Below are 13,672 nucleotides of genomic sequence, written 5' to 3' on the forward strand. Positions count from 1 at the left end.
TACTGCGCAGACGCGGGGCCTCAGATCGGGCTGCTGCTTCGGCGGGGCGTGGTGGCCGTGCGGGCTTTGACATTCGCTCCGTACGGCCCTTGATGATCTTGGCGCCCTCGGAGCTCGGTCGTGGACCAGGAGTCTTCGGAGGGAAGGAAGGGGCTCCGTTCACGGCTGCACTCCGTTCGTCGTTCCCGTCCCATCATCGACCGTGCCATCCCCGGGCTCGGTTCCACCCGTGCCGGTACCGTCACCGGTGTCGCCGGTTCCATCCTCGGGAGTGGTGGTTTCTTCGGGGAGGAGCTTCCCATCGTCATCGAAGAGTGTGTTGAGGGGGATGTCGTCTTCGAGTGCCCGCCACAAAATCTCAGCATCGGCCGAGGGGAGGACTCGTGCCCCGGCAGGATCCCACGGCATGGTCATGAGGAACATGTCTTCGGGCGAGATGTTCCTGATCGAATTCGCTAGAGAGGCCAGGGTGTCCATGTTCCCCAGTTCTGAATCGGTCACGATCGACTGGGAAACCGCATCGACGAGGCGATAGAGGGAGGGGATGTTGGTCATGAGATTGCGGTTGACCGCTTCTTCGACGATCGCGAGAACCAGGTCCTGCTGCCTGGTCATGCGCCCAATATCCGAGCCGTCACCGATGCCCTTGCGGGCACGCGCGAAGGCAAGCGCCTTCTCGCCATCGAGTTCTTGGCACCCTTCCTGGAGGTCGAGTGCGGTGGTGGAGTCGGAAATGGTTTCGTCGAAGCACATTTCGACACCGCCGAGTGCGTCCACGAACTGCTGGAAGGACGCGAAGTCGACCACGACGAAGCCATCAATGTACAGGCCGGTGAGTTCTTCAACGGTGCGGATAGTACATGCTGCCGCCGCGCCAACGTCGTCGGTTTGGCCGCCGATTGAGAAGGCGGAGTTGAAGATCGTGCTTTCCCGAGCCTCGGTCCACGTCCCGTCCGGTAGGCGGCACGAAGGTATGTCGACGAGCGTGTCGCGCGGGATCGAAATGATTTCAGCTCGCGTACGGTCGGCGGAAATGTGGGCGAGCATGGTCGTATCGGAGCGCATGCCCACGACTTCGCTCGAAGCCCCAGCACCGTCAATGTCAGAGTCACCGGAGCGGGTGTCGGAGCCGAGGATGAGAATGTTGATGTCCTCCCCGGGCCGGTAGGGCTCAATCTCGTCTTCTTCGCGATCGAGATAAATATCGATGTTCTTGGTTTGAATATTGCCGTCGAGCCTCGTGTAGGCGAAGTAGACGACTGAACCAAGGAACAGGAGGACCGCGAGCACGGCACACAGTAGTGGAACCACCCAGGGGCGGTCCGGGCCGGCAGGTTCGTGTCGGGGCGCCAAAACTGCGCGCGAAACGGGTTCACTCACCTTGCCAATACTAGTGCCCTTCAGCGAGGATCAGCGACTGGTACCCTGTTATATCGTGGATACACCTGGAGGAGAAGACGTGTCGGAGACGGACATTCACGTAGTAACCGTGGCCTACAATCCCGGCACCGAACTCGATGTGATGTTGGCTTCCCTGCCAGAAGCGGCACCGGGATGTCGGATCAGGATCGACATTGTTGATAACGGGCAAGATCCCGCAATCGTTGATACCACCGCAAGAAAGCATCATGCGCGAGTGATCCGCCCGGGAGCCAATCTCGGCTACGGCCGGGCCGCGAACCTGGGTTTTGCTGACTCTCATGCGGATTGGTTCGTGCTCGTCAATCCCGACACCGTGTTCGCACCAGGTGCTCTCACTACCCTCATTGAGGCCGCTGACCGCCACCCATCAGCCGGCGTGTTCGGTCCCCAGCTTCGGAACACGGATGGTTCCGTTTACCCCTCTGCCCGCAGGCTACCCTCCCTGACCAACGGGATTGGGCACGCACTGCTTGCCACCGTGTGGCCAAACAATCCCTGGACCCGCAACTACCACGGTTCGACGGACGATGAGCATGCGTGCGGCTGGCTCTCGGGCGCCTGTCTCGTCATGAAACCCGTCGCCTTCCGTGCACTGGGTGGCTTCGATCCCAGCTATTTCATGTTCTTTGAAGACGTGGACCTGGGGCGGCGAATGAAGGAGCGGGGATGGACGTCCGTCTACGTTCCATCCGCTGTGGTCACCCACGAGCAGGGCGTGTCCTGGAAGGAACGCCCAGCCCCCATGATCACCGCCCACCACGAGTCTGCGTCCCGCTACATTAGTGCCGCCTACCCCGGTCCCCTCAATGCCCCGATCCGTACGCTGATCCTCGCAGGGCTCAAAGCTCGAGCGAAGTGGATGACGCGATAGGAAACGATAGGGACTGATAGGAAGCGGTAGGCAGGAATAGGATGAGGGCCCGACATGTGTCGGGCCCTCATTCACCAGTCACCAGGAAAGCCTGTGATGGTGCCACTATCTTTCCTGGTGGGTCTTGTTACTGTCCGGTCTTAGCGTACTTTGCTTCGACGGCTTCCTTCTGAGGACGCCACCACTCTTCGTTGTCCCGGTACCAGGCAACCGTGTCGGCGAGTCCGGCCTTGAAGTCCTTGAACTCGGGCTCCCAGCCCAGCTCGAGCAGGCTCGTGTTGTCGATTGCGTAACGCAGGTCGTGACCGGGACGGTCATTCACGTGCACGAAGTCGTTCGCGTCATATCCGAACTCTTCGAGGATGAGCTGGACGACCTGAAGGTTGTTGAGCTCACCGTCGGCACCAATGAGGTAGGTGTTGCCGATCTCGCCCTTGTTGATGATGTCCCACACTGCGGTGTTGTGGTCGCGTACGTGAATCCAGTCGCGGACGTTCAGGCCAGCGCCGTACAGACGAGGCTTCACTCCGTCGATGAGGTTCGTGACCGTGCGGGGAATGAACTTTTCGATGTGCTGGTACGGGCCGTAGTTGTTCGAGCAGTTCGAGAGCGTTGCCGCGACACCGAAGGAACGGACCCATGCGCGCACCAGGTGGTCGGAACCGGCCTTGGAGGCGGAGTAGGGGGAGGAGGGATGGTAGGGGGTGGTGGGAGTGAACTTGGCCGGATCATCCAGCTCCAGATCTCCGTACACCTCATCGGTTGAGATGTGGTGGAAACGAACCCCGTACTTGCGTACCGCCTCAAGTAGCACGAAGGTGCCAATAATGTTGGTGGTGATGAACGGGGAAGGATCGTTCAAAGAGTTGTCGTTATGCGATTCAGCCGCAAAGTGCACAACGAGATCCGCATCCTTGACGAGCGGATCGACCGTGTCAGGATCGGCGATGTCGCCCTCGATCAGGGTGACGCGCTCGAGCCCAGCAAGAGAGGCCGGGTTGCCGGCGTACGTGAGCTTGTCGAGAACAACAATGTCAGCATCCGGCATGTCCTCCACCGTGGTGTGAACAAAGTTAGCGCCAATAAACCCGGCACCGCCGGTCACAAGAATCTTCATTCGTCTCTTCCTTTTAGCTACGGCCCATACCGTAATAGGTCCAGCCAGCATTCTTCCACGTCTGCGGATCGATAGCGTTACGCCCATCAATCACAATCTTGCCCGCAGGTTCCAGTGTGGCCGGATCCAGGTTCTTGAACTCGTCCCATTCGGTAAGAAGCAAGGTCACCTCGGCGTCCTTGATCGCCTCGTGAGCGGAGTCCGCGACGTTGATGTCGGGACGCTTGACCTTGAGGACGGGGCCGGCCGCAGGGTCGGTAATGACAATGTTGGCTCCGGCATCAGCCAGGAACTTGGCGATATCGATCGAGGGAGAATTGCGCATATCGTCCGTGTTGGGCTTGAAGGCGGCACCGAGGATGGCGATACGCTTGCCCCTCACGTCACCACCGAGTGCTTCAACGGCAAGATCGGCAGCGTGCTGGCGGCGACGATCGTTAATCGCGTTGATGTCGGTGAGGAAGTTGAGAGAGCTGAGCCCCAGTTCTTCGGTGCGTGCCTGGAACGCGAGAGTGTCCTTCGGGAGGCAACCGCCACCGTAGCCAATGCCGGCGCGAAGGAATTTCTTGCCAATGCGATCATCCAGACCGACGGCCTCGGCCAGCATCGTCACGTTTGCGCCGGTCGCATCGCAGATCTCAGCCATCGCGTTAATGTACGAAATCTTCATCGCGAGGAAGGAGTTGGCGGACACCTTGACCAGTTCGGCGGTCGGGAAGTCCATGATGAGGCGGGGTGTGCCGGCCTGAAGAATGTCGTCGTACACCTCGTCCAGGATCTCCTGCGACACCTTGGCCCGCTCTTCGTCCTTCGAAACACCGTAGACGAGACGGTCGGGACGGAGAGTGTCTTGAACCGCGAAGGATTCCCGTAGGAATTCAGGGTTCCAGATGAGGATCGCCCCGGCATCCACCACCTTCTGCTCCAGCGAATCGGCGGTCCCCACGGGAACGGTCGACTTACCAACAACGATCGTGGGCTCTTCCGACTTACCAACGTGGGGGAGGAGCGAATCAATGGCGGCATTGACGTAGGTCATGTCGGCGCTACCATCGGGACCCTGCGGGGTGCCGACACCAATGAAATGAACCTGAGCATCTGCCAGATCCGCGAAGTCAGTTGAGAACGAAAGTCGACCAGCTTCCACGTTCCGGGCCAACATTTCGTCGAACTCCGGCTCATGGAATGGTGCCTTGCCAGCTGAGAGAAGCTTGACCTTCTCTTCGTCCACATCAATACCTACGACGGTATGGCCGATCTCGGCCATACTTGCCGCGTGGACAGCGCCAAGGTAACCACAGCCAATTACTGAAATCTTCATAAGGATACGGTATCGGAAAAGTCAACCGGTGGGGATGGCTCAGCTCATGGCGTGGTGATTCTATTACCGAGGCCACACATCACCTTCCCGACTACTTCTCAACAATGCGGTGAGGGAAATAAATGCTGTCCTTCCTGCTTTCTTCACCTTTGAGGTCGGCTCGATTGGCTGCCGAACTTGCGTACTCGAAGCCGAGGCGAAGATTGCTGGGTGAGGAGTGCGATTTCGGTGCCACGAGAAAGCAGTTAGAGAGTGGGGGCGCAGTATTGTGCATGCAAATTCCCGGGTACGCACGCTTGAAGTAGTGCGCGGAGTGCTAGAAGTGGCGAGGTGATCCGCCCGGCGAAACGTGCTCAGCATGCGACTTGCGAGGTTACGGCGGAGTTCGCACAGAGAGCAAAGATCGACTTCGCTATGATCTTTGTTGCTTTCCGTGCGGAAAAATATCCATTTTAAGAATTGTAAAGTGCCTTGGATGTATTTTGGTGAATATTTGACGGTTGGTTAACTCCTTGCACAATTGTCTCAATCGGATAGATTTGTCACGAACATGTCACGACACTTTGGAGACCGGTATGAAGTTCCGCTCAGCGGCCCTTGTCACCATACTTCTCGCAACACCTACGTTGGCGATTGCGGATACCCCGAATGGAGTGACAGTTATTGACTTGCACTCCGCACCTCAAACAGATCAATCCTCCTTATCTCCCGCCACTGGCGAGCAGAGCAGCTCGCTTAGAACGATGGGTGCTGTCGATGGTTACGAGATCCTCACCCAGCCCCTTGAAGCCGATGAATTCTTTGTCGCCGGCGTGACCTGGGAAGGAACAGCGCCTGATGGCGTTGATATCCGAGTCCTCGAGAACGGTGCCTGGTCGGACTGGTACGCACTCGAATTGGAAATCGGCGAAGGCGGCAATGACGGCACCGAGGCTTTCATTGCCGGTGGAGCAGAGGGCGTTCAGGCCCGCATCGCAGGCGCCAGCCTGCCCTCGGAGCTCAACCTTGTTTTGACCAGCGGTAACGGTGGGGAAGCTGTTGAGGAGACTGCTCCCGAAGCGGCTGCCGTGGCTCCCGCGTCTGGAACGGATGCGGCCGAGTCGATCAATGCCGATGAGGTTGGTCCCGAGAAGCTCATGAGCACAGGACCCGAGGGAATCTCCGAGGACGCTGTTGCGCAGCCGCGGACCATGTCCGTGCAGTCAACCGCGAAGGTCCCCGCCCCGGCCGTGGTATCGCGTGCGGAATGGGGGGAGACCCGTGTTCCACCCGCGTGGACACCGCAGTACGCGAAGCTCGGTGGCGCGGTTATTCACCACACTGCCGGCACGAACAATTACACGCAGGCACAGGCCCCGGGAGTGGTGCGAAGCGTCCACGACTACCACACCTATGATTCCGGCCGCGGCTGGGACGATATTGGCTACAACTACCTCGTTGACAAGTACGGCACGATTTACGAAGGCCGCTACGGCACCCTGCTCTCCACCGGTGACCAGATGGTCGTGGGTGGACACGCAGCCCCTGCAAACACGGGCTCCATGGGCATCTCCGTCATGGGTAACTACACCGGTTCGGTGCAGCCCACCCAGGCTTCCATCACGTCGATTGAAAACATCATCGCCTGGAAGTTCTCCGAGGCCGGCGTGAACCCGAAGGGAACCTGGACCTTCTACAACAGCAGGACCGGTACGAACCAGACCGTGAACGCGATCCTGGGTCACCGTGATGTGTCCTCGACCGTGTGCCCGGGAAACATTTACCCGCTGCTCTCCAATATTCGTAACAACGTTCAAACCAAGATCGACTCCGCCGGCAAACCCGTTCGAGGTGACAACGACCTGGTGCTGTACAGAACGAATGACTTCTCGCCAATCTCGACGGACATCCAGTACTTCGGCAAGACCGGTGACGAATTCTATGTTGGTAACGTGCTCGGCTACGGCGACCTACCCTTCACCCGCCGCGGCAACCTCTTCACCTTCGCGACCGGACCCACCTCGCCCACGTCGACCCAGAAGTACACGATCGGCACCGTAGGTCAGCAGGTTTTCACGGGTGACCTTGACGGTGATGGTGGGGAGTCACTCATTCTGCGCACCGGGAACCGCTTCGACATTTACGACAACCCGGCAGTTAACAAGCCCACCCGGTCGATCAACTACGGCCGCAGCGGTGACGAAGTGTTTGTCTTCGACTGGGACGGTGACGGTAACGACGAGATCGCCGTACGCCGTGGGAACGCCTTCCACCTCAAGTGGATGGTGACCTCGGGCAATGCCGACAAAGTCATCAACTACGGTCGCGTGGGCGACGAGGTTTATGTTGGCAACTGGAACGGCGGTAGCATCGACACGATCACCGTGCGCCGCGGCAACACGTACCACATGAGCTACTCGAACGTGTCGGGCAATGCTGACCGCAAGTTCAACTACGGCAAGGCAACTGACAACGTTGTTGTCGGTGACTGGGACCGGGACGGCAAGGACGGTATTGGCGTCGTCAGGGACCTGACCAAGTAGCAACCGTCAATCGGAAACTGCGCGGCACGACGCGCGTTCGGTAAGACTGTGGCCAGCACCTCGGTGCTGGCCACAGTCGTACTTCTATCTCTATCTCTAGTGGAAGGTGAGCGCTACGACTGTTCGCCCGGGGGAAGGGCTGCTGCCCCGTCGACCTCAACAGCGGGATGGGTCTTGATGAAGCCGGTCGTCATCCCATCCGAACGAACCGCGAACACCCCGGTATTGGATTTGGTGGCAAGGGGGACACCGAACTCGGTGACGACCTTGATGTTGAAGACGTAGGTGTCTTCACCCAGGTAGAGCTTGGGGAGGGTAATGCGGACGGTTCCGGTCTGGTCAATGTCCGGCATCTGCAGCTGGAGTCTTCTCGTGTCCATCCCAAACAGGCTGACACCGGCCAGGTTCTCAATCTCCAGTTCAATACCGTACTTCTTGAGCGGCTTCTCGGTTGAGAGCTCGATATCGAGAGTGAGGTCATCACCGGAAATGAGAACATCCTGGCCGTTGGCTAGGCGCTGGAGACCGTTGGGGCTCACCTCGCCAATCTCAACGGAGGTGGGGGTTGATTCTTCGATCCGGGCAGCGTCCTTGAGTCGCTCCTGCTGGTAGGCACGGTGCAGGACGCTCATCGAATCCCGGACCGGTCCGAGGGTGACAAGCTTTCCCTTTTGGAGGATGGCGGCACGGTCGCACACGTCAATGATCTGGTCGGCCGAGTGGGAAACGAGGATGATGGATCTGCCTTCCTCCTGGAACTCCCGGATCTTGTTCATGCACTTGCGTTGGAAGGGTTCGTCCCCGACCGCGAGGACTTCGTCGACGAGAAGAATATCCGGATCCGAGTGCACGGCAACCGCGAAGGCGAGGCGGACGTACATGCCCGATGAATAGAACTTGACCTGGGTGCCAATGAAGTCGGAGATTCCCGAGAAGTCGATGATCGAATCGAGCTGGTTTTCAATTTCTTCCTCGCTGAGCCCGAGGATCGAGGCGTTGAGGTAGATGTTTTCGATCCCGGTGAGGTCGGGATGGAAGCCAGCACCGAGCTCGAGCAGGGCGGCGAGCCTCCCACGAACCCGGACTTCACCCGAATCGGGTGCGAGGATCCCACCAATCAGCTTGAGTAGCGTGGATTTGCCAGAGCCGTTCGGGCCCGCAAGACCCAGCGATTCCCCGGCCTTCACCTCGAGGGAGATCCGGTCGAGCGCCGTGTACTTTGCGCGGTGCTTACGAGAGCGTGCCGCGTTCACGATCCGTTCTTTGAGTGACTTGTCCTGGTTGATGACAAAGTGCTTCGACACGTTGTCGACTTCGATGACGTTGATGTCGTTCACTACAGCTCCTGGGCGAAGTTGCGTTGCGCCTTAGCGAAGTAGCGCTGAGCGAGAAGGATGAGGACGATTCCGATCCCGATGAAGATCAGCATGCTGGAGATGAGATTGTCGGGAAGTGCCGCACTGGTTGTGCTCGGTGCCCACACTCCCGCCTGGAAGCCGAGCACGGCGTTTGCCATCGGGTTCAAAATGTAGAGCTCGGCAAGCCACTTTGGGGCCGCATCCACAACCATCGAATAGGAGTAGACGATGGGGCAGAGCCACATGCCGATCAGGAGAGTGACCTCAACGAGGTACTGGACGTCGCGAAGATAAACGTTGACGGCGGCAAGGAAAAGGCCGGCCGCGATACCCCAGACAAGAATGAGAATGATCGAAAGGGGGACGTAGGTGACGACCGAGGGAATGTGGATCCCAGAAATAATGATTGCACCCGCGAAGAGTACGACCATTTGGGCACAGAAATTAATGAATGCGGCGCCCGCTGCCGCGAGCGGGAAGATCTCCCTGGGGAGATACACCTTCTTGATGATTCCGGAGTTGCCAACGATAGAGCCGGTGGAGGACGCAATGATCTCGTTGAACAAACCCCACGCGGTTAGTCCCGCGAACACGTAGATGCCAAAGTTTTCAATCGCGCGGGAGGCACCAAGAATCTCGCCAATCGCAAAGTAGTAGATGAGGAGCTGAACGAGGGGCCGAATGAGGGTCCACAGGAATCCGAGTGTCGAGTCCTTGTACCTGGCTTTCAACTCTCGCTTGACGAGCAGCCACCACAGTTCGCGATGATCCCAGATGTCCTTCCACGAAGCGATCGCGCCACGGAAGAAATGGCTGGAGGGGACGACGACCCTTAGGTCCTCACCCGCCAACCGCACCATGCGGTCCTGGGCGGCCTGAGACCGCTCGGGGCTGGGCTCGCTCACGTTGATCACCACTCCTTACTGGAAACTAATCACATCGTAGTCGCAACGAGGGCGGTCGCCTCATTTCGCAACACGGAATCGGGATAGGATGGCGGGGCGAAACATCTCACGGTAAGGACGCGTCATGCATGTCATAGTCGATCGGGACAGTGAACTTCCCGCCCAGTGGTCAGCCCTCGAGGGCACCACGATCCGAAGGGCGGGACAGCCGGCACCTCTCGACCTTGATCCCGCCCCGAGCGGCCTCGTTCTCGTCATCGCAGACGCATCCGCGATTGACCTGGCACAGCTGACTTCTCTCATCGAGCAGGCTAAGGCTGCAGTGGCCGGTGGGAAGGCCGCCGTGTTCGTTCCCGGGGTGGAAACCACGCCGGTCCTCGCCTCCCGCGGCGCCCTCTACGCCTTTGATGCGCAACAAACCCACTATGCGGGCGGTTTCGACCCGACCTACGGTGCGCTGGCCATGGGCTTGGATATGCAGTTCCGGCTGAGCAGCAGGGCCATCCCGGCCGTCCGCATCGGCTCCCCCGCCATCACCAAACCGGTGGTGGCAGAGCTCGGGATCTACCTCGATGTCATGACGAAGAACTTGAGCCCCCGCTCACTCGCTAGCCGCTTCGCACCACTTTTCACCGGCATCGTCGCCCACGGCCTCAGGTCCGAAAACACGACCATCCTGGACCTGCAGCGTTCCCCCGGTGGTGACGACGTGCTGACCATGTCGGTGAACCCGGACGGCCTTGCCGGTGCCAGGACCGTGCGAGACTGGTCGCTGCGCCTCGAAGCTTCGAAGGAAGCGCACTACATTAACCGGGTGGCGCGCAGAATTCCCTCCGGTGCACTCCCGCACATCGACGCGTTCATGGATGAAGTGTGGGAAGCAACCGGGATCCCAGCCGATCAGCGCAAGGTTCTCGAAGACAGCTTCGCCGACCTTACTCCTGTCCGACACTCGGCACTGCTCGTCGCCCACTCCAAGGACGAGACGGCACTCGCGCGAGCTACCGCCATCGCCCAGACCGTCCCCAATACGGTCCTGTGGGATCCCAACGCGCGAATCGTCTCCACCTGGGACGGAGAATGGGTGCCCTCCGGTTATGGAATCGATGATCTTTCGAACGAGGCCGTTGTCTACCTCATCGGCTCCAGCATCCGCACCGTCCCCTGGGCCCACACCTCCGGAGCTGTCGTTGTTTCTGATCTCACCACCACGGAGGTGACCCCGCGGCTCGCCCAGGACTGGGTGGGACACACCGATGAGTTCCGCGGCGCCTCGGCACAGAACTTCGGGGAAACCTTCCTCCGCGCCGACCGGATCCTCACCTCGGATGCTGCCGGGCGCGACTTCGTCCTTGGTTTTATCTCCGGACTCAACAGGCTCAACGCCTACGCGTACGACGCGGATACCTCCTACGCGACAATCGTTGCAGTTGAAGAGGGGACCAGTGGTGCGGAGGCAATCATTGCCCGGCCCCTGCGCGCCCTCGACCTCATCGAAACAACCGTCGAATACGAATCGACTCCGCACGCCGTGTTCGCGAAAGAAAAGACAGGTTTCGTCGATTCCTTCAAGCACTCGGGACGCAAAGCCATGACCGCAGTGAAGGGACTGAAGAAGTGACCACCGTATCCGTCATTCTCGTCAACTACCGGGGAGCCGACGACACGATCGCGGCCGTCGAATACCTCCGCAAGTGCGACTGGCCCCAAGACAAACTCGAAATCATCATCGTCGAAAACGACTCGGGTGATGACAGCTACGAGCGGCTTACAGCCGCCCTGCCCAACGAGCAGGTCATCGACTCGGGAGCAAACCTGGGCTTCGCGGGCGGATGCAACTTCGGCGTGAAGCACTCGACCGGCGATATCGTTGCCTTCCTCAACAACGATGCCAGGCCCGACGAACAGTGGATCCGGGCCGCAGTGGAAGCCATGGAAGCCGACGACAAAATCGGTTGCGTTGCCTCCAAGGTTCTCGACTGGGAAGGTGAAACCATCGACTACGTCGATGGGGCACTGACCTGGTTCGGCATGGGATACAAGCGGGAAGCAACCCAGGTCGACAGCGGACAGTACGAGACCGCGAAGAACGTTCTCTTCCCCACGGGTGCCGCAGCATTCGTGCACCGGTGGCTCTACGACGAGCTGGGCGGCTTCGACGAACGCTACTTCATGTTTTACGAGGACGTGGATCTTGGGTGGCGCATCAACCTCGCCGGCTACGACGTGCGCTACATCCCCACCTCGATCGCGTTCCACCGTCATCATGTGACGATGAATAAGTTCGGGAACTATCGCGAAACCTACCTGCTCGAACGCAACGCGCTTGCCTGCATGTACAAGAACTTCGGGTCCGACATGCTCCGCTCCGTGTTCGCGCCAGCACTCGCACTCGCGGTCGAAAGATCGGCCTCCCGCGCGGAAGCCGAAGGAGTGGCAGCGCTGGGGGCCTACGACGGGGCAGAGATCAGAAAGATCGCTGCCACCGCCCCTCATGCCATCTCCTGGTTCCACGACCTCCTGCCATCCTTCGCGCAGTCCCGCAAGGAAATTCAGGCATCCCGGAAGGTGTCCGATGAGCGGATTCTCCCGCTCATGAGAAACGCACTCGAGCCGGCCTACCCGCTCCCGCAATATCTCGACACCCACGAGCAACTCGTCGAGCACTTCCAGCTAGACGAAGTGTTCCGACTACAATCCAAGATCCTCATCGTCACCGGCGAACCGATCTCGGCGAAGATGGCGGGACCCGCGATCCGTGCGTGGGAGATGGCGAAACGCCTGTCCGTATCGCACGCCGTACGACTCTGCTCCACGGGCGGAGTCAGCCAGGTAGGACCGCAGTCGTTCGAGCTGTTCAGCGGCGACGATAACACCCTCAAGGCCGTCACCGACTGGGCGGATGTCATCATCTTCCAGGGCTTCCTGCTTGAAGCAGCACCTTGGCTACGTGACTCGGACAAGATCATCGTGGCCGACATTTACGACCCCATGCACCTCGAGCAACTCGAGCAGGCTCGCGACCAGGGACCGAAGGGCAGAGCTGAAGCCATCGAAGGGGTCACGGACGTCCTCAACCGGCAGATTGCCAGAGCAGACAAGTTCCTGTGTGCTTCCGAGAAGCAACGTGCCTTCTGGATCGGTCAACTCGCCTCCATGGGACGCATCAACACGAACTCTCTCGGACTGGATCGGGCCCCCGAAGACCTCATCGACATCGTTCCCTTCGGACTGAACGAAGACCGTCCCGTCCAAAACCGCCACGCCATCCGCGGCACCGTCCCCGGTATTGGCATGGACGACAAGGTGATCCTGTGGGGCGGCGGGATCTACAACTGGTTTGACCCCGTCACCCTCGTCAAGGCCGTCAATAAGCTGAAAGACAAGCGCCCCAACGTGCGCCTCTACTTCCTTGGCGTCAAGCACCCCAACCCGGGGGTACCGAAGATGAGGGTCGCGCAGGAAACCATGGACCTGTCCCGCAAGCTCGGCCTAACGGACAAACACATTTTCTTCAACCACGACTGGGTTGACTACGACGACCGGCACAACTACCTGCTGGACGCCAACGTGGGTGTTTCCACCCACTTCGAACACATCGAAACCCAGTACTCGTTCCGCACCCGCATCCTCGACTACCTGTGGGCGGGACTCCCAATCGTTGCCACCACCGGAGACTCCTTCGGTAGCGTGCTCGACGAGGAAGGGATCGGCATCGGGGTCCCACCCGAAGATGTAGACGCGCTCGCGGACGCACTCGATCAAGCACTCTACGACGAGGACTTCGCAGCCTCCTGCAAGGCCAACATCGCCGAGTATTCGAAGCGCTTCGAGTGGTCCCAGGCGCTCGAGCCGCTCCTCGAGTTCGCGAAGCAACCGCAGCGCGCCGGCGACCTCCGCTACCTTGCCGAGGGGGCACTGCCGGAGGGCATGCTTGGCTTCATCAAGCCCGGGTTCGACCTCAAGAGGGACGCGAAGCTTGTCGTTGACTACCTGCGTACCGGGGGACCGAAGGTGCTTGCCACCAAGGTTGCCTCCCGTCTGCGCAAGTACCTGCCCTCCTGATTCGCTAAGACTGTAATCACAGGCCCAAGGTTGAGGAATGTCAATGACGGGACGAGCTTCAAGGAACCTACTTCGGTGCGGAATTCTGAAG

General features: G+C 59.6%; 9 protein-coding genes. 4 read left to right on the top strand and 5 right to left on the bottom strand.

Annotation, left to right across the window (positions count from 1 at the left end; genetic code table 11):
* Positions 1-159 precede the first annotated feature (159 nt).
* Positions 160-1,380, bottom strand: coding sequence for an LCP family protein (locus BN1241_RS08550; protein ID WP_147599364.1), 1,221 nt, complete (start codon positions 1,378-1,380; stop codon positions 160-162).
* Positions 1,381-1,435: 55 nt separating this feature from the next.
* Here BN1241_RS08550 and BN1241_RS08555 point away from each other — a divergent pair, with 55 nt between their 5' ends.
* Positions 1,436-2,293 (top strand): glycosyltransferase family 2 protein, encoded by an 858-nt coding sequence (locus tag BN1241_RS08555; protein WP_230198297.1) that lies wholly within the window; start codon positions 1,436-1,438, stop codon positions 2,291-2,293.
* A gap of 127 nt (positions 2,294-2,420) precedes the next feature.
* Here BN1241_RS08555 and rfbB read toward each other — a convergent pair whose 3' ends face one another.
* Both rfbB and BN1241_RS08565 read right to left on the bottom strand, forming a co-directional pair.
* Complete coding sequence (rfbB, locus tag BN1241_RS08560) at positions 2,421-3,410, bottom strand: dTDP-glucose 4,6-dehydratase (RefSeq protein WP_054953198.1); 990 nt, start codon at positions 3,408-3,410, stop codon at positions 2,421-2,423.
* Between the two features lie 13 nt (positions 3,411-3,423).
* On the bottom strand, positions 3,424-4,731 hold the full coding sequence (locus tag BN1241_RS08565) for a UDP-glucose dehydrogenase family protein (RefSeq protein WP_054953199.1): 1,308 nt from the start codon (positions 4,729-4,731) through the stop codon (positions 3,424-3,426).
* A gap of 575 nt (positions 4,732-5,306) precedes the next feature.
* Here BN1241_RS08565 and BN1241_RS08570 point away from each other — a divergent pair.
* Positions 5,307-7,253, top strand: a complete 1,947-nt coding sequence (locus BN1241_RS08570) for a peptidoglycan recognition protein family protein (protein ID WP_082418286.1) — start codon at positions 5,307-5,309, stop codon at positions 7,251-7,253.
* Positions 7,254-7,366: 113 nt separating this feature from the next.
* On the opposite strand, the gene BN1241_RS08575 is transcribed toward BN1241_RS08570, so the two are convergent.
* Together BN1241_RS08575 and BN1241_RS08580 are read right to left on the bottom strand one after the other, a co-directional pair.
* Positions 7,367-8,590: an ABC transporter ATP-binding protein gene (locus tag BN1241_RS08575; RefSeq protein WP_054953201.1), complete on the bottom strand. Its 1,224-nt coding sequence runs from the start codon at positions 8,588-8,590 to the stop codon at positions 7,367-7,369.
* The gene (locus tag BN1241_RS08580; protein WP_230198298.1) at positions 8,590-9,516 is read right to left on the bottom strand and encodes an ABC transporter permease; all 927 of its coding nucleotides are present in this window, start codon (positions 9,514-9,516) and stop codon (positions 8,590-8,592) included. Before BN1241_RS08580 ends, BN1241_RS08575 begins: the two co-directional genes overlap by 1 nt.
* Before the next feature lie 124 nt (positions 9,517-9,640).
* Between BN1241_RS08580 and BN1241_RS08585 the strand changes: the two genes are divergently transcribed.
* Both BN1241_RS08585 and BN1241_RS08590 read left to right on the top strand, forming a co-directional pair.
* Positions 9,641-11,137 (top strand): hypothetical protein, encoded by a 1,497-nt coding sequence (locus BN1241_RS08585; protein ID WP_054953202.1) that lies wholly within the window; start codon positions 9,641-9,643, stop codon positions 11,135-11,137.
* Positions 11,134-13,581 (top strand): glycosyltransferase, encoded by a 2,448-nt coding sequence (locus BN1241_RS08590; RefSeq protein WP_054953203.1) that lies wholly within the window; start codon positions 11,134-11,136, stop codon positions 13,579-13,581. The genes BN1241_RS08585 and BN1241_RS08590 overlap by 4 nt, the downstream gene beginning before the upstream one ends.
* Positions 13,582-13,672: the final 91 nt, after the last annotated feature.

The sequence above is a fragment of the Flaviflexus massiliensis genome (assembly GCF_001375495.1).
GTDB classification, from domain to species: Bacteria; Actinomycetota; Actinomycetes; order Actinomycetales; family Actinomycetaceae; genus Flaviflexus; species Flaviflexus massiliensis.